Source organism: Lactobacillus sp. ESL0679, from assembly GCF_029433515.1.
Lineage (GTDB): Bacteria > Bacillota > Bacilli > Lactobacillales > Lactobacillaceae > Lactobacillus.
Map to the genome: position 1 here is coordinate 87329 of NZ_JAQTIG010000005.1, position 17912 is coordinate 105240.

At 39.1% G+C, this 17912-nt stretch carries 11 protein-coding genes; 8 read left to right on the forward strand and 3 right to left on the reverse strand.

Translation table 11 applies throughout. The annotated features are described in order from the left end of the window. Nucleotides 1-20 precede the first annotated feature (20 nt). Nucleotides 21-11105 carry a DUF1542 domain-containing protein gene (locus PT287_RS07390; protein ID WP_277133817.1) on the forward strand — a complete coding sequence of 3695 codons (11085 nt, stop codon included), beginning with the start codon at nt 21-23 and terminating at the stop codon, nt 11103-11105. Between the two features lie 71 nt (nt 11106-11176). On the opposite strand, the gene PT287_RS07395 is transcribed toward PT287_RS07390, so the two are convergent. The 3 genes from PT287_RS07395 to PT287_RS07405 all read right to left on the reverse strand — a co-directional run bounded on the left by PT287_RS07395 (nt 11177) and on the right by PT287_RS07405 (nt 12511). Then, entirely contained in the window at nt 11177-11887 is a 711-nt protein-coding gene (locus PT287_RS07395; protein WP_277133818.1) for a Bax inhibitor-1/YccA family protein, read from the reverse strand. A gap of 80 nt (nt 11888-11967) precedes the next feature. Beyond that, the gene (locus tag PT287_RS07400) at nt 11968-12258 is read right to left on the reverse strand and encodes a type II toxin-antitoxin system YafQ family toxin (RefSeq protein ID WP_277133819.1); all 291 of its coding nucleotides are present in this window, start codon (nt 12256-12258) and stop codon (nt 11968-11970) included. Beyond that, nucleotides 12248-12511, reverse strand: a complete 264-nt coding sequence (locus PT287_RS07405) for a type II toxin-antitoxin system RelB/DinJ family antitoxin (protein ID WP_277133820.1) — start codon at nt 12509-12511, stop codon at nt 12248-12250. The genes PT287_RS07400 and PT287_RS07405 overlap by 11 nt, the downstream gene beginning before the upstream one ends. Nucleotides 12512-12683: 172 nt before the next feature. Here PT287_RS07405 and rlmD point away from each other — a divergent pair, with 172 nt between their 5' ends. The 7 genes from rlmD (at nt 12684) to PT287_RS07440 (ending at nt 17856) form a co-directional block, all read left to right on the forward strand. Then, on the forward strand, nt 12684-14030 hold the full coding sequence (rlmD, locus tag PT287_RS07410; RefSeq protein WP_277133821.1) for a 23S rRNA (uracil(1939)-C(5))-methyltransferase RlmD: 1347 nt from the start codon (nt 12684-12686) through the stop codon (nt 14028-14030). 108 nt (nt 14031-14138) lie between these two features. After that, nucleotides 14139-14480 carry a type II toxin-antitoxin system Phd/YefM family antitoxin gene (locus PT287_RS07415; protein WP_277133822.1) on the forward strand — a complete coding sequence of 114 codons (342 nt, stop codon included), beginning with the start codon at nt 14139-14141 and terminating at the stop codon, nt 14478-14480. Between the two features lie 9 nt (nt 14481-14489). Continuing rightward, nucleotides 14490-14795: an addiction module toxin RelE gene (locus PT287_RS07420; RefSeq protein WP_277133823.1), complete on the forward strand. Its 306-nt coding sequence runs from the start codon at nt 14490-14492 to the stop codon at nt 14793-14795. A gap of 80 nt (nt 14796-14875) precedes the next feature. Then, complete coding sequence (locus PT287_RS07425; RefSeq protein WP_277133824.1) at nt 14876-15034, forward strand: hypothetical protein; 159 nt, start codon at nt 14876-14878, stop codon at nt 15032-15034. Between the two features lie 103 nt (nt 15035-15137). Further along, on the forward strand, nt 15138-15665 hold the full coding sequence (locus tag PT287_RS07430) for a hypothetical protein (protein ID WP_277133825.1): 528 nt from the start codon (nt 15138-15140) through the stop codon (nt 15663-15665). Nucleotides 15666-15835: 170 nt separating this feature from the next. After that, the gene (locus PT287_RS10095) at nt 15836-17197 is read left to right on the forward strand and encodes an ATP-binding protein (protein WP_277133969.1); all 1362 of its coding nucleotides are present in this window, start codon (nt 15836-15838) and stop codon (nt 17195-17197) included. A gap of 179 nt (nt 17198-17376) precedes the next feature. Continuing rightward, nucleotides 17377-17856 (forward strand): hypothetical protein, encoded by a 480-nt coding sequence (locus PT287_RS07440; RefSeq protein WP_277133826.1) that lies wholly within the window; start codon nt 17377-17379, stop codon nt 17854-17856. Nucleotides 17857-17912: the final 56 nt, after the last annotated feature.

Consider the following 17912-nt stretch of genomic DNA (forward strand, 5'->3'; position numbering starts at 1 on the left):
ATCTATCATAGGAGCAAAAAATGTTAGGAAAAAATAATTTTAAAGAGAGATTACGAAAAATGAGTCTTGAGTCGAAGAAAGATCGTTTTTCAATTAGAAAACTAACAATCGGCGTTGCGTCGGTCTTGCTCGGTTTTACCTTTATGGGCGTTAAGGGGCAAACTGTAAAGGCTGACACTGTGCAGCCAGAACAAAAACAAAGTGCTTCAGCAAAACAAATTGCTGAATTAGACAAGAAATCAGAAGCTAAGTCTGATACTTCTGCGAATAAGAGCAGCCAAAACTTAACGACTTATGCTGGATTAAAGTCGTTCTTGAGGGATGATTCTTCAGAAGCTAAGCCAGAGGAACCTGCTAAAACTCCAGACAAAGATGATCAAACGCCACCAACTACTGATGAACAAAAGCCGGTAACTACTCCGGATGAGAACCAGACGCCAATAGCACCTGATCAACAAGCTACTAAGCCAGATGAGGATGATCAAAAACCAGACTCTGATACAGCGGTTAATATTGCCACTGGTGATGAAGATAACGCTGCAGCAGCGACGACAACGCAAAAACAAAAGCCACAAGCAAAGGGCTTACTCGAGACGCTTAACTTGGCAACGACTACGGAGTCTTCGGTTAATGTCGGTTCTTGGGTCGGGTTACTTGCTGCATTCAATAACAGTAATATTCATGAGATTAATATTATTAGTAATATTCAGGCTCCAACTGCTGGGGTGAGTGATATTACTGTCGCTACTAGACCTTTGGTAATTAAGTCTGCAGTCGCTGACCCAGATAATCCAGTTGACGATCCACGATACACCATTGACTTTCAAATGTATCGGCCACGAGACTTTAATATTACCCCCAATGTAAACATTACTTATGAAAACTTAAACATTTACAGTCGGACCTTTTACGGTTTGATGCAGACGAGTAGTAATACCCGAGCAATTGTTAATTTTAAGAATGTTAACTTTATTGGCTCGCAGATGATGTATGTTGGTGCGCATACAGAAGTGCATTTTTATGGCACTAATACAGCCCAAACGGTCAAAAGTTATACCAATGATTGGGGTACTTATAATGCTGAAGCTTCTAATCAGCAGTTATTTGAATTTACCAAAAAAGGCGGCCGCTTGATTTTTGAAAATGGTACTCAATTTACGGGGACAACATATAGCGGTAATGTTATTGAAATGACTAATGGGGCAACTGGCTCAGATACAATCAATGGTGAGCAATTAGCCAATGACAACGAAGTAATTGTTAAGTCAGGGGCCGATGTCACTCTAAATCCTAAGGGCGGTAATATGCCTGATAGTGCAAATAGTGTTGAAAATAGTGATTCTGCTAATGGGATCTTGATATATAGTGGTCAAGGTTCAGTAGATATTCAGCAGGGTGGTAATATCAACATTAATGTTGGTGGTACGACTGATTACACCGGAACAATCAATAACCGTAAGGCTAAGGCAATTAACTTGGCTGATAGCGGTTCTAGCTTAACGGTTGAAGACGGTGGTAATTTAAATATTGTAACTAATGGTAACATTAGTGATAAAAAGAAAAAGGGCCCTGCAAGTACTTTAGTTAATATTGGTGGTAACTTAATTGTTGGCAAAAAGGCAAACTTTAATATTACTGGGACCAATATGGGTAATTTTGCCGGAACTTTGATGAACATTGGCGGTACTTCCGAGATTACTGGTAGTGATTTTAGGATTAAGCTAACTGACAACCCTGGTACTGGTAAGTTAACGCTACTTAATCCGGGTAATGGGACGACAATTACTAACCCTGATGACTTCCTACTTGATCGAGGAACCAATACTGCTGCCAATATTATCTCAACGGGTAACTTCACGCTTAACAGTGTTAGATTAAAGCAACCGGGTGAAACAGTTTCGAATGCCTTCAGAACCTTTGGCTTTAAAGGCAATACTGATGGTACGCTAACAACGTTAGATACTGCGATTGAGGGGATTAGTTCAAGTGATGAAAGTGCTGCAATTGCGTTAATTAATAATCAAGATTTACCAACTTTGGAGTTTATTAGTGCTAATGATGGTTTCTTGGCAATCGATCCCATTACAGATGACGATATTGAAATTGATGATGACGATAATGAAATAATTACCGGTTATGCTAACGAAGGTGGTGCATATATTTCTGCAGTAATGCCTGATAGCAAACGGTTAGGCGAGATAACTAGTCCGTACCACAAAGAGGCTGATCAAGGAATTAAGTATGCGGCTGTTTCCGCTGATACTCCAGAAACTAGTGGTGCCCATCAAGGTAAGTTTAAATTTACTATTACGGTATCTAAAGACAAACTTACTAACATTACATCTGGTAGCACGGCAACGTTAACTGCCACTAAGAACTTCGTTGAAGGTGACCCATCACTAGAAGATCCACAAAATCCACAAACAGCAAAATTGTACGCTGTAGATGAAATTGCAGCTAAGCGGCAAGCAGATGCAGTTAAGGCAATTAATGATGCGGCAGCGGCAGCTAAGCAGCAGATAAATACCTTATTTGGTGAGGATACTGCTAAAATGCAGCCGTATCTTGACGCAATTGATGAGTGGGTCAATAAGTCAACGGCTAATGATCCAACTTCTGCCGATTCGGTTTACGGTACAACTGATAAGGATGAAATAATTAATCGTCGCGACACGGCAATTACGGCAATTAAGCAGCAGGTAACTGCTGCTGAAACAGCAAACGCAAAGGCTGCACGGGATGTAGCTAAACAAGAAGTTAAGGAATATGCCCAAAAGGCTAACCAATATTTAGGTACCACTGATGATGAGAAAATTCAAGCTGCCGTTACTGATGCTAATGATGACATCGATAAAGCAACAGGTGATGACATTGATGCAGCGGTAGCAACGGCTAAGGAAAATATTTTAGCTGCGTTCAAGGCGCAGGCCCAGGCAGCCGTAACTAAGGAGACCGGCACTAATTCAAATAAGATTAAAAATGTTTTGGCATTATCGTCAGAGCAAAAGACGAAGTATGATGATGAACTGCAGTCTGCTACTACAGACGGCATAAGCGCAATTGACGCAGCTACTGATTTGGATACTGCTGGTCAAACCTTTCAAGATGCAAAAACCAATACTGAAAAAGTTTTTGATACTGCTAAGACGATTTCAGAGTTGCGGACATATAAAAACACGTTGAAGCAAAAGTATCCAAGTTTGGCCGATGAACTAGAAAATGAGTCAGCAACTTATGAAGAGCAGATTGACAGCGGCACTAGTGATTTGGCTACTGGTAAAGCCGCCCTTGACAAGATTGTTACAACGCATAATGCTGCTGCGACTACTGAATTGCAGACAGCTTATGATAAGGCTAAGCAGGAACTTGCAAGCAGTTCTAACTCTAAGGTTCAAGATGCGTTAACTGCTGCCCAAGACGCAATTAATGCAGTGGGCACTGCTGGGGACGAAGCTGACATGACTGCTAAAAAAGAGGCAGCCCAAACGGCAATTGACAAGTTGAACGCGTTAATCTCGTTGCAAAATGAGGCTGCTAGTGAAAAGTCGAAGTATGCCGCAATGTATCCTAATGATGCTTCTGTTGTTGGACAAATTAATTCAGACATTGATACCGCGTTAGCAACGGCAATTGACAAGATAACGGATAGTTCCACAACTAAAGATAATTTGCAGGAAGTAACAACCGCTGGCATTGTGGGCATTGACCGCGTTGGTGCTAAGGCACAGCTTGAGCAAAAGGCGCAAGAAATCAAAGATCAAATTAATAACCTGTCAGGCTTGAGTGCTGGCGAACGTGATGAGCAAATTCAAAAAGTAGAGGACTTGTTGACTAACAGCAAGGACACTGGTTATCAAGATCAAATCGATCACGCAGCTAGTCAAGATGCGGTTAACACGTTGACTGCTGCTGGTCTGACTGCGCTGAATAATTTATTGACAGACCAGACGTTAGCTTCTGAAAAGAATAATGCAATTATTAAATTACAGGATGCACAAAAAGCCGCTAATGATCAAATTGACGGTACTAACTTGAGCGATGCCGACAAAGCTAAATATAAGCAGGACATCCAAGATCAAGTTGATCAAGGAATTAGCAATATTCAAGCAGGGACTTCACAGGGCGCAATTAATGATGCCGAAGTAACTGCCGAAAATTATATTAATGGCATTGTAACTAATGCTAATAAGCAGGATGCTGCGTTGCAGGTTGCGCAAACTGCTGCAATCAATGACCTTAACCAATATGCGCAAACTGCTAAGAATACGATTGACAATTTGCCAGCTGAGCAGTTGAGTGCTAGCGAGAAGGAAGCCTATAAGAATCAAATTGACCAAGTAGTTACCGCTGCAACTAATAACATCAATGCTGCAACAACGCCAGATGATGTTACTAGCTCCAAGATAGTTGGTAAGACCAACATTGATAAAGTTCAAGTAGCTGCCGATTTAGCAGTTGCTAAAGCCAAGGCAGTGCAAGAATTAACGACTTCGCAGACAGATAATAAGCAAAAAATTGATGAATTGTTTACCGCGGGCAAGATTGATGCCGCTAAGCAAGCTGAGCTAAAGGGCAAGATTGATGACTTTTACAATGATGCCGTTGACAAAGTCAATCAAGATACCTCAACCGATCGAATCACGATTGATAAGGATGCTGGAATCAAGGCAATGAATGGTGTGGCAATTGATGCTGCTAACACTGCTAATCAAGCAGTTGCGGATGCTAAAGATACCGCGTTAGATAATGATGGTAATCCAATTGGCTTGAATAATTTGGCTGAGCAACTTAAAGAGCACATTGAGCAAGATAGTAATTTAGGGCCAAGCCAAAAATTAGATTACCAAAAGCAGATTGATGATGCTTTAAGTAAGGCCAAAACCGAAGTTGCTGCGGCAGAGACAACAGATGCTGTTAAACAAGCGGCAACTGATGGTCGGACTGCAATGTTGCAGATTAAAGATGCCGCAGATTTGCAATCAGCTAAAATTGCTGCTGAACGAGCATTATTGGCCAAGCATGATGCCATAATTGAGGCAATTAACCAAAAGAATAACATTGATAGTGACGGTAAGGCGGCTCTAATTGCTCAAGTTGAGTCTGCGTATACTGCTGCTCTATCCAAGGTTGATAATCCAACACCAGCAACGATTAATCAAGTTAATACTGAGCGTGATAATGGTATTGACAACATGCAAAACGTTTTAATCAGTGCTGGAGACCTTGATAGTTCAATTAAGGAATACCAAGATAAGCTTGACCAAGTGGCTCAGGACGCAGTTGAGCGAGTTAATAATTCGTCAATGACTGATGATGCTAAGCAAGAAGCAATTACGGAAATTAACAAGGCTCGTGATGATGGTAAAAAGGAGATTGCTGCCAAGGATAATTTGGCTGATATTAAGACTGCTGAAGCTGCTGGTGAAGCCGCAATTTTAAAGGCAGAAAAAGATACTAGTTTAGCTGCTGCTAAGGATGTTGCCAATAAGCAGATTGATGATGCAGTTACTAATGCTAAACAGGAGGTTAATGATCCTGATCGCGGTCTGAATGCTGCTGAAATTGCTGCTGCCGAAGCTGCAATTGATGCAGCTGCGATTGACGCTCACAATAAGATTAATGCGGCAACAACTGAATCGGCAGTTACTGAAGCTGAAAGATTGGGCCAATCAACAATTTATCAAGAAGTTGATAAGGCAGCATTGGTTGCAAGAAAGCGTCAAGCTAAAGAAGAAATTCAAGCAGCAATTGATGCAGGGCAATTTAGCGAAGAAGATAAGCAGAAAGCCCAGAAGATTATGGATACTGCTACTACTTCGATTGATAAGGCGACTAATAATACAGATATTAAGGTTGCCAAAGATTTAGCTTTAGCAGGAATTAAAAATATTAAAGATGCTGCTGATTTAAATACCGCTAAAGATGCTGCGATTGCGGCTCTTGATAAAGAATTAAACGGTGATGCAGCTACTGGAGATCCAGGGATTTTAGCCCAGATTGCTAATAACCATGATTTAACTCCTGAGGAAGTAACAAAATATCAAGATCAAGCCAAAGCTGCTTATACTAAGGCAGCTGCTGAAATCAATGGCTCTAAAGATGCTGAATCAATTTCAGCTAGGGAACGTGCTGGAATTTTAAATATTGACCAAGCTTTGGTTGATGCCATCTTGCAGAATAAGAAGAACAAGGCTAACGCTGAACTGGAGCAGTCTGCTAAAGATGCCGCAACTGCAATTGATCAGTTGGAGTTGGATCAAGCTAAGAAAGATAATCTTAAGAGTTTAGTTAATAGCGAATTGGAGAAGGCAGAGAATAAGATTAATGCCGCAACCGATGAAGCTGGAATTAATGCGGCTTTAGCTGACGGTAAGACCGCCATTAGTAATATTAGCGGTCATGCAACTGATGAAGAATTGAGTCAAGCAGCAACGAATGCCATCGCTGATTTGCAAGATAAAGCAGATGATGTCAAGAAGCAGATTGCCCAGTCTTACAATGATGGCAAGATAGATCAAGACCAATACAAGCAATTGAACGACCAAGTTCAGACTGCTCTTGATAATGCAACAACAGCCATTAATCAGGCAACAACTCCGACTGAAGTTTCCTCAGCAGCAGCAACTGGCGCAACAACTATTGCCGCTGTTGGCACTGCTAAGGATGTCGAAGAAGCCTTGAATGATAACTTGACGGCTTTGAATAATGCTGCCGATCAGGCAAATCAAGCAATTGATGCATCATCGAGTTCACCTGCTGAAAAGAGGGAGCAGAAGGCCGCAATTGAGGCTGAACGAGTTAAGGCGGCAGATAAGATTAAGGCAGCCAAGAACACATCTGATCCAATCACCAATATGGCGGCTGCTAAGGACAAGGGAGTAACAACAATTGCGAACATTTCTAAACTTTATGGTGACAAGGATGCCGCAATTAAAGATTTAAAGAAAAAGGCTGATGCCGCTAAAGCGCAAATTGCAGAGCTTGCTAAGAATCCGTCTGATGCCGCTAACCCATATTTGAGTGCCGGTGAAGTTGCGGCCGTTAATAAAGCAGTAAACGATGCATTGAATGCAGCTATTTCAGCAATTAACGCGGCAGCGGATAATGATGAGATTGATTCAGCCAAAACTGCTGGTGATGCAGCAATTACTAACTCAACTTTGCCAGCACAATTAATAGTTGAGAAGAACAAGCAGATTGCGGCAATTAATGCTTATGCTAACGGTGCAAATGGTAACGGTGCAATTGATGGCTTAGGCTTAACCGATAAGCAAAGGACCGCTGTGAAAGCCCAAATTGAGGCAGCAAGAAAGAAAGCCGTTGACAAGATTAATAATGTTCAATTACCAGCTAATCCTACGGCTGCCGATTTGACAGATGCGACAGCGGCAATTACCGATGCTGAGCAGGGTAATGTAACAAATGGCGATGTAGCCGACTTTGGCGAGGCAGGCATTAATACAATTGTTAATGCCGCTAAGGATCAAGGAACGCTAAACCATAAGAATGACAACATTAAGGCGCTGGAGCAATATGCTGTTGACGCAAAACAGAAGATTGAACAACTGGGCTTGCCAGCAGATAAGCAGCAGGACCAAAAAGCTGCGGTGGACGCTGAAGTTACAAAGGCCAAGGCCAAGATTTTGGCTGCTGCTGATGCAACTGCTGCCGATACAGAATTATCCACAGGCAAGACAAACATTAACAATGTTCTGAAGAGTGCGCAACTTGACGGCAAGAAGTGTGCAGCCCTTGATGCTGTTAAGGATGAACAAACTAAGGCAATTACCATTGTTAATAAGTCGAGTCTGACGCCGGAACAAAAGAAGGCAGCAATTGCTGATATTAACGGTGTTTATGCTGGTATCAAGCAAAGCATTGAGGCAACTGATAATGATTCTGACCTTGACACTGCTAAAACAGATGGGATTAATAAGGTTCACGCTATTTTAAACAAAGAAAATAGTGAAAATCACCCATACTTCAATAATGAAATCGAAAATACGAAGGACTTGGCATCTGATTATGGTAATTTAGTGTTAACTGCCGATGAAAAGAACAGATACAGCGATTTAATTGCGAAAGTTGAACAAGGTATTAATGATCTCAATGGCGCGACTGATTTAGGAACAGCAGTTAATGCTTATGACAGCGGTAGAACTGCATTGAATAAGTTGATTGCTGATAAAGAAGTCAACGATGCAGCCCAAGCAGCCAAGGATAAGATTGACCAAATTCCAGATGATGTTTTGAGTGCTGCCGACAAGGAAGCATTGAAGGGCAAAGTTGATACTGCTGCTGATAAGGCAACAAGTGCCATTAACAAGGTTGATGCACCTGCTGGGGATGTTGCCGGCAAGGCTGACAAGATTAATCAAATTAAGACGGATGGCATGAAAGATATTGCTACTTATGATACTCAGGCATTGGATCACACTAAGACTGATGCTAAGAATAAGTTAGAGCAAGAAGCCGATGATGCCAACACGGCAATCGACGATTCTAATTTGACCGATGAGCAAAAGACGGAGCAGAAGCAAAAGGTGCAAGATGCTTTGACAAATGCTCAAGGTAGGGTAGATACAGCGACTGATCAAGCTGGAGTTAATACGGCTTTGTCAGATGGCAAAACAGCAATTGATGATGTTTCAAAGACGACTGCAATTCTGCTTGAGAAGAATCAGGCAATTAAGGATTTGCAAGATGCTGCCGATAAAGCCAATACAGCAATTGACGCTTCTAACTTGTCCGATGAAGATAAAGCTGCAAGGAAGGCAGATGTTGCTGCTGCAGTGGAAGATGCACAATATAATATTGGTCAGGCAACAACTAGTGATGAAATTCAAACAGCTTTGTCAGATGGCAAGACAGCGATTGAACAGGTAGAAACCGACATGAACCTGCAAGCTGCTAAGAATAAGGCCAAACAGGAATTACAAACAGCAGCCGACAACGCCAATACGGCAATTGATAATTCTAATTTGACCGATAAACAAAAGACGGAGCAGAAGCAAAAGGTCCAGGATGCTTTGACAGATGCTCAAGGTAAAGTAGATGCGGCAACTGATCAAACAGGAATTGACACTGCTGTGTCAGATGGCAAGACAGCAATTGGTCAGGTAGAAACCGACGTGAACCTGCAAGCTGCCAAGAATAAGGCAAAACAAGATTTGCAAACGGCAGCCGACAACGCCAATACGGCAATTGATAATTCTAATTTGACCGATGAGCAAAAGACGGAGCAGAAGCAAAAGGTGCAAGAAGCTTTGACAGATGCTCAAGGTAAAGTAGATGATGCAACTGATCAAACTGGAATTGATACGGCTTTGTCAGATGGTAAGACAGCGATTGAACAGGTAGTAACAGATGTGAACTTGCAAGCTGCTAAGAATAAGGCAAAACAGGATTTGCAAGATGCAGCTGACAACGCCAACACGGCAATTGACAATTCTAATTTAACCGACGAGCAAAAGACGGAGCAGAAGCAAAAGGTGCAAGAAGCTTTAACGGATGCTCAAGGTAAAGTAGATGCGGCAACTGATCAAGCTGGAATTGATATTGCTGTATCAGATGGCAAGACAGCGATTAGTACTGTGACAACTGGTACGACACTTCTTGACACGCAGCACAAGGCTGAAGAACAATTGCAGTTAGCAGCTGACAATGCCATCGCAGCAGTTGATCATTCAAACTTGACTGAGGCAGAAAAGACGGAGCAAAAGCAAAAGGTACAGGATGACTTAACGGCAGCTAAAGACAAGGTTAACCAAGCAACTGATCCTTCTGGTGTTGCAAGTGAATTGAGCAAGGGTAAAGATTTACTTACTGCTAAACAAGATGCAATCACTAAGATTGATCATGCTTACACCACGGCTAAGGAAAAGCTAGTTGCAGGAGAAATTAGTCCAACGCAATTGGCTAACGCTAAGCAAAAAGCATTGGAAGATTTAGATAATGCAGCAACTGGTGCGGATATTAATAATGATCTGTCTAATTGGCTGCGTGATATTGCTAAGTCAGCCGTTCAAGATGCAGCCACCGCAGCTGATCAAGCTATTGACAGTAACACTAGTTATAGTAAAGCCGATAAGCAGAAGCTCAAGGATAAAATTGCCGAATTGTTAAACGAAGCAATTAAGGATCAGGGTGCAATTGATCATGCAACTGATCACGATGGTATGATTACCGAACGCAATAATGCGATTGATAAAATCATCAAGCATTACACTGATACAGCAACAATTAATCAAGTTTTGCATAGTGATGACAGCAGCAGTTCAAATAATGGTTCAACGGTAACACCGACACCACTGCCAGAAAGTAAGAAGCAAACTTTACTACACAACTCTTACGTCTATGATGAAACTGGTCAGCGGGCTAATAAGTTAGTGCTGAAAGCTGGTTCGATAGTTAATACTTACGGCATGCAAAAGATTAATGGTCATGACTTCTTTGTTCTGCAAGAGCAAGGTCAAAAGTATTACTTAGCTGCTGGTAACATTACTGGCACGGCTATTAAGCTGATCCATAATGCTTATCTTTATAGTAAGTCTGGTAAGCGGATTGGGCGGAAGGTGCTCAAGAAGGGTGCCACAATTACCGTTTATGGCGACCCAGTTACAATTGCTGATAAACAATATGTGATCATTGGTGCAGGACAATACATCAAAGCAGCCAACTTAGCTGTAATGGTAAATCTTGGTAAGTCAAATCAAGTAACGTTAGCGCAGAATGAAAAACGGATAATGCATAATGCTTATCTTTATGACGATCAAGGCAAACGTGTTGGCCAAGTAACCTTGACGACTAATTCGGTTGTGACAATAGCTGGTACGGAAGTGATTAATGGTCGTGGATTTACTAAGTTGACCAATGGTTATTATGTTGCTTCTGCTAATATCACGGGTGAAACGCAAAAGTTAGCGCATAATGCTTATATTTACAACAAATTGGGCAAGCGCACTAATAGAAAACTCTTGAAGAATGGTACTCAAGTAACCGTTTATGGTGCTGGTGTTAAGATCGGTAGTAAGAAGTATTATATTATTGGTAAAAATCAGTATGTTAGGGAAGAAAATTTCATAATTAAAGTAGTTAGTTATTAATTTCTTACCCCAAAGAAAAAGACTAAGCCGTTGTGCTTAGCCTTTTTTCATGCAAAATTAGTGAATAAAAATTAATTGTTGTTATTACCGTAACCAAAAATTTCCAAAATAAAGAGGAAAATGTTAATAAAGTCAAGGTAGAGTTGCAAGGCACCTAAGACGGCCAGACCGTTGGTTGAAACCTGATTGCCATAATTGTTGTAAATTAGCTTCATCTTGTTGGCATCGCTGGCAACTAAACCAGTGAAGATAATTACACCAATGAAGGAAAAGATGTAAGTAATTGCTGGATTATGCAAAAACAGGTTAACTATCCATGCGATGAAAAAGCCAAACAGTGCGGCACCGAAATACGCGCCCCAGTTAGTTAGGTCCTTTTTGGTAAAAGTGCCAAAGGCAGCCATTGCAATGAAGACGACGCTTGAGGAAACAAAGGCTGTTGTCAGCTGCGTCCCTGTGTAAAAGCCGGCAATTAGGGCAAATTCAAAACCATAAATCACTGCTAAAATCATTAACATGATGAAGCTGGCTAGAGGATTGCGATTAGCCTTGAAGCTAATGCCCATTGATAAGGCAAAAGGAACCAGCAAGATTACCCACATCATTGCCACCGGCATTTGCATGACCGCACTTCTAAAGACGGTCATCGTCAGGTAAGAGGCAAGAGCGGAAACCAGAACTGCCACGCCCATCAAGGCGTACATTTTAGTTAAAAAACTGTTAGTGTCAGAGATGCTGCGGATTTGCCGCCGTTGCTCTGGATTAGTATCAAAATTATTCATAAGAATTTCCTTTCTATTTGGTTTGACTTGTTACTAAATTAACACAATTAGGCTACCTAGTGAAGTAAAAGGAGATAAATCTAGACTAATCTGTTTAAATTATCATGCGTACCTAAATCGATTAATACTAAAATTAACTCTTTCTTTTTGTTATCGAAACTATAGATTAATAACCAATCATCATTATATTGGCGGTCAATATGTAATTCACGAAAATTTTTAAATAATTTATGATCTTTATGTACTTTTAAAAATAATTGATTATTTTCTTGAATAGCTTTAAGGCAATCAATGATTTTGTTCATTGGATAATGTTTTTTAGCATAATATTTATAAGATCTTTTAAACCGCTTGGTAGGATTAATCTTCACTATTCATTGCCTTAATAAAATCATTAATTGAGTTATAGCTGCCAGCATAATCTTGGTTTTCCGCTTCTTGAATAGCTTGAGTAAGTTCCGTAACTGGCCGTAATTTTAAGGGAATACTTTTTGTATGTTGCACTTCTTTAAGATACATTTTTATTCCTGTACTTAAGTCAAGACCATAATATTTAAAAATTGCAGTAACCTCTTTTTTCTCTTCTTCAGGAATTTTAAAATTTACTTGACTAATTTTGGTCATTTTTGGTTCCTCCATCTATTAATCTTAACTATATTATATATAAAAGCTATAAAATTACTAGAAAAATCTATCTTTTATATAGAAAAAATATTTTTTATGCTATCGCAATACTTTTCTCGCATTTTCCTGTAAAATAGAGATGTTAATCAGTGTTTGTAAAAAAGGACGAAAGATGGAAAAAAATCAAATTATCGACTTAGAAATCACCGACTTATCTTACGAGGCAATGGGAGTAGCGCATTATGAAGGGATGACGGTCTTCGTCACCAATGCGCTGCCAGGTGAAACGGTTAGTGCCAAAATCTTAAAGGTCAAGAAGCGGTTCGCTTTTGCCAAAATCGAAAAGATTATTAAGGAAAGCCCTGACCGGGTAAATATCAAGCTTAACCAGTGGGTGCAAACTGGGCTGGCATCACTGGCCCACATTAAGTATGACAAACAGTTGGAATTCAAGCGTAATCAGGTGGTCAACTTGTTGCAAAAGGCTCATTTGGACAATGTTGAAGTCGGTCAGACTTTGCCAAGTCCAGAAGAGACAGGCTATCGTAACAAGGCGCAGGTGCCGGTGCGGACAGTTAACGGACAATTGGAGATTGGCTTTTTCAGACGGCATTCACACGACTTGGTGCCATTGACTAATTTCTTTACGACCGATCCCGAAATTGACCGCGTTTTGGTTGCCGTTCGTGACATTTTGCGTGCCAGCAAGGTACCAGCTTATGATGAAATTCATAATAAGGGCGAGGTGCGCTATCTTGATGTGCGCCGTAGTAAGGCTAATGGTGAACTGATGGTCATCTTGGTTTGTCTGCACAAGGATTTCCCTCAATTAGAAAAAATTGCCTCAGAAATCAAGAAAATCGAGGGTGTTACAAGCTTAGTCTTGAATTACAACCCGAAGAAGACAAATGTTATTTTGGGTAAGGCTGACTACTTAATATTTGGTAAGCCGCAGATTGTTGACCAAATTGGTGATGTTAAGTTCAGAATTTCACCAGAGAGTTTCTTCCAAATTAACTCGCTGCAAACACCAAGATTGTACGACTTGGCAATTAAGCAAGCTGACCTGCAACCAACTGATACAGTGATCGATGCTTATTCTGGTATCGGAACGATTGGCTTGAGTGTTGCCAAGCACGTGAAGAGTGTGCGCGGGATTGAAGTTGTGCGGGATGCCGTTAAGGATGCCAATGACAACGCTGAAATGAACGATATTCACAATGCTAAGTACTTTGTTGGCAAGGCCGAAGACTTAATGCCACATTGGGCTGATAAGGGAATTACCAGCGACGTGATTTTCGTTGATCCACCAAGAAAGGGCTTGACGCCAGAATTTATTGCTGGTGCGGTTAAGACCGGTCCGAAGAAGATTGTATATATCTCATGCAACCCCGCAACGCTTGTGCGCGACTTGCAAGAATTCCAAAAGCTGGGTTACGACTTCAACCGGATTGATCCTGTTGATATGTTCCCACAAACGCCACATGTCGAAGCAGTTACGGTGTTAACGAGAAAATAGAAAAAAGTGCAATGAAAGTAAAAAATTTCATTGCACTTTTTTAGTATCTGAATTTTTATTTTTAGTGTTATAATTAGTACGATTAAAAGTACTACAGGAGGATGAACAATGATGCTAGCGAAAAAAATAAATGTACCTTTAACTTCGATTTCTGATGTCAAAAAGGCACCAATGAAGGCTTTTTCGTTGTCAAAAGACAATCAAGCACCAGTCTATGTGTTGAACAACAATAAAGAAGTTGGCGTCATGCTAGATATTGACCAGTATAACAAGATTATTGATCTAGTTGAAAAGGCGGGGCAGATTGTTGACAACGCGGCGGAAGAAACATATCAAAAAAAGGTTGCTGAACGTTTGGCGAAAAAGAATGAACCACATTTGTCTAATGAAGAAGTTCTTGGCAAAGATTGGGAGCAAGGCCTAGAGCAACTTTCGGATGAATGGGAGTAATGCTTGGGGATGTATCAATTATCTTGGTTTAAAGAGGCAGCTGAAGAGTATCGCAAACTTGATGGTTCACAAAAAATTCAAGTTAAAAAGGGTTTAGTTAAAATTCAAGAGCGTGGCTTACAAGCTGGTAAGCCACTCGCAAAGAAAAAATATGATTTATCAATGTGTCGGGAAATAAAAATGCGTCGACTTGGCTTGAGGATTATTTTTAAGGAAAGTAATGAATCAATTCAAATCATTGATATTGTTTGTGTTGGTAAACGGTCAGATGAAGAAGTATTTGAGACAGCAGCAAAATTATTAGGGTTACTCTAAATTGAAAAATATATGCGGGTTAAGAAATATTTTTTATATGTGACTTGCAAGAATGATTTGTGATAAAAGAGGACAAAATTATGGCAGAAGATAGCTTAAACTCTGCAGATGGGTTACCTAAAGAAGTAGAAAATGCAATGAGTGTTGCTAAAGCAGAAGAATTAGGATTGATTAATGATACTAGTGAATCTGTCACAAGTATTAAGTCTTTGCGTAAACGCTGGAGGGGTAAAGAGTGAAGGTTGGCTTAAAAAAAGATTTGTTAGGCACATAGATAATCTTGGCAATTCTTTTAAATTGTCACGTACAGAAACTAATGAGGTAAAGGTGGAATAAATATAAATGATGAACTACAAATATTACGAAAAAAAACTAAATGATGTAATAACAAAAAGTAGAATTGAAACGGGTATTGAAATAATTGCTTTCAACGTACTTGATGAAATTATTACGAATTATGGATTAACTTTATGTGCTATTGATAGTATAACGAGTGATAATGAACCAAGGCTTAACACTGAGGGTGGTTTTTCTGATTTGGCAGTTGTTTCAAATGATTTTGAGTATGGAAACGTTACTAATAGTGACAAAGCATATGGTTTTATTGAAGTAAAAGCACCATACACGAAAATTTCAAGTAATGATCCACAATTTATTGGGCAAGGAAATGATATAAGTAAGAAACATTCTCATATTTATAAAAACTTGTATACAAATGGATTGGTTTGGATATATCGTGGGAATAATTCTGAAAAATGGGAAATAAACCTAACTAAGTCGAAGATGACTAGTTCTGGTAGTACTAAGGTTGAAATACTTAAAAATGAATTTTTAGATTTACTAACTAAATTAAGAGCTATAAAGTGGTAGAGAGAGTAGAATAATAAATTAAAGATACTAATCTAGATTATGATAATTTAGATTAGTATCTTTTTGACTAAAAAATAAAGCTTACTTTTTAATTATACTAATTTAGATTATAATAATCTAAATTAGTATAATTTGCAGGAGTAAATAATGTTTGTTGGACGTAAAAAAGAATTAGCTGCCTTAGAAGAATGTATGAGCAGAATAGATTTCAAATGGCAATTGTCTATGGCAGAAGAAGAATTGGTAAAACTGCATTGCTGAATGAGTTCATTAAGGGCAAAAACTCGTTATTTTTCCCAGCTGAGGAAGTAAATGATTCACTTAATTTACAAAAGTTTTCGCGAATTTTAGGTGAGAAGCTTGGAATTAATAATTTTCCGACCGTAACGGATTGGGAAGAATTATTTGCAATAATTGATGAAAAATTTGCCCAATCACATTTAGTTTTAGTAATTGATGAGTATCCGTATGCGGCAACAGCTAATAAGTCGCTGAATTCGATTTTGCAACATATTATTGATTATCAATTTAAGCAAAGCAATATTTTCTTGATTTTGTGTGGGTCGTCAATGAGTTTTATGGAAAATCAGGTTTTAGGTAAAAAGAGCCCATTATTTGGTAGAAGAACTGGACAATTAAAAGTTAATCCATTAGATTATTACGATGCTGCTAAATTTTATCCTGCTGTTAGTAGTGAAGATAAAATTAAATATTACGCGTGCGTGGGTGGCACCCCATACTACCTGTCATTGATCAATCCTAAGTTAAGTTTTCACCAAAATATAACCAACCTATTTTTTAAGATGACTGGTTATTTATTTAATGAAGGAACTTTGCTCATGAAGCAGGAATTTCGGGAGCCAGCCAATTATAATTCGGTGCTGCAGGCAATTGCTAGTGGAGCTAACACACTGAATGAAATTGTTGGCTTCACGCGTTTAGAGAGCAGTGTGGCATCTCGATATTTAGTAACTTTACGCGAACTTAATTATGTTGAGCGAATTGTCCCATTTGGTGCAAATCCACTCAAGCGTAAAACTAGTCAGTATCAGATAACTGAGAACTTCTTAGCTTTCTGGTATCGGTATGTTTTTAGTGTGCGGGATGAAATTGAGCAAGGCAATGGCACGATTTATTCTATGGCTGCAATGCAGGATTTAAGTGATTTTGTTGGACCAATTTTTGAAGAAATTACTAGACAATACTTACGAAGAATGAATATGGCCAAGCAACTGCCATTTATTGCTAAGACTTTTGGCAAATGGTGGGGCAAAGATAAAAAGGGCAACGTCCAAGAAATTGATGTAGTTGTGGAATCGTTGGATAGTAAAAAATTATTGATTGGTGAATGCAAATGGCGCGATCAATTCAAGGTTAAGCAAACAGTTGCGCGTTTGGCTGATCGTTCTGCAATCTTTGATAAACATACTTGCTACAAATATTTATTTACTAAGTTGCCAGTAGAGTTGCAAGATAAAGATGTAGTTAATGTGAGTGTCGAAGATTATTTTGATGAAGGATTAGAAGAATAAAATAGATTTCACATTGATTTTATGCATCTTAATTATTAGTTATAACTAAAAACTAAAGAGCACCTAGATTAGTCTATAATGGCATGGTGATTTCCTGCTAATTTATTAATCAATATTGCTAGCGCTTACTGAAAAAAGTATAATTAATTGAAATAATTATTATGAAAGTGGGTTTTACAATGAAAGCTAGAAAATTATTGAGTGTAATGATCACAGCAATAGTGCTGGTAATTATTGGATCAATAAATTTGACAAAGGTTCAGGCTAAGTATGTAGGGCATAATGCTACACCAACTGAATTAAGAGGAAACTGGTATAAGTATGAGGGCAACAATAAATGGACTCATGTAAAAATTACTAAGCACGCTTATATAATAAATGGAAAAACAATTTGTAGCAGTAATAAAAAAGGCGTTAAAAAGTTATACGTAACCCAAAGTCAAGAACAAGGCGGTAAAGTTTATAATTTCAATAAATTTAAATTTCATTATCAGGAAGTTGGCGTTAATTGGCTGTCAAAACGGAAGATACATGGTAAACGTGTAATGAAGAGCTACTACAATATGGGATATTTTCAAGTTTATACACGTAACAAATTGAAACATAAATATAACTATGAAGTTAATGGTAGTAAATATCTAAAACAACTAGGTAAGTAATAATTGATAATATTTATAGGAGCCTATTAAGTAGGAAAATTAATTCTTGTTTGGTA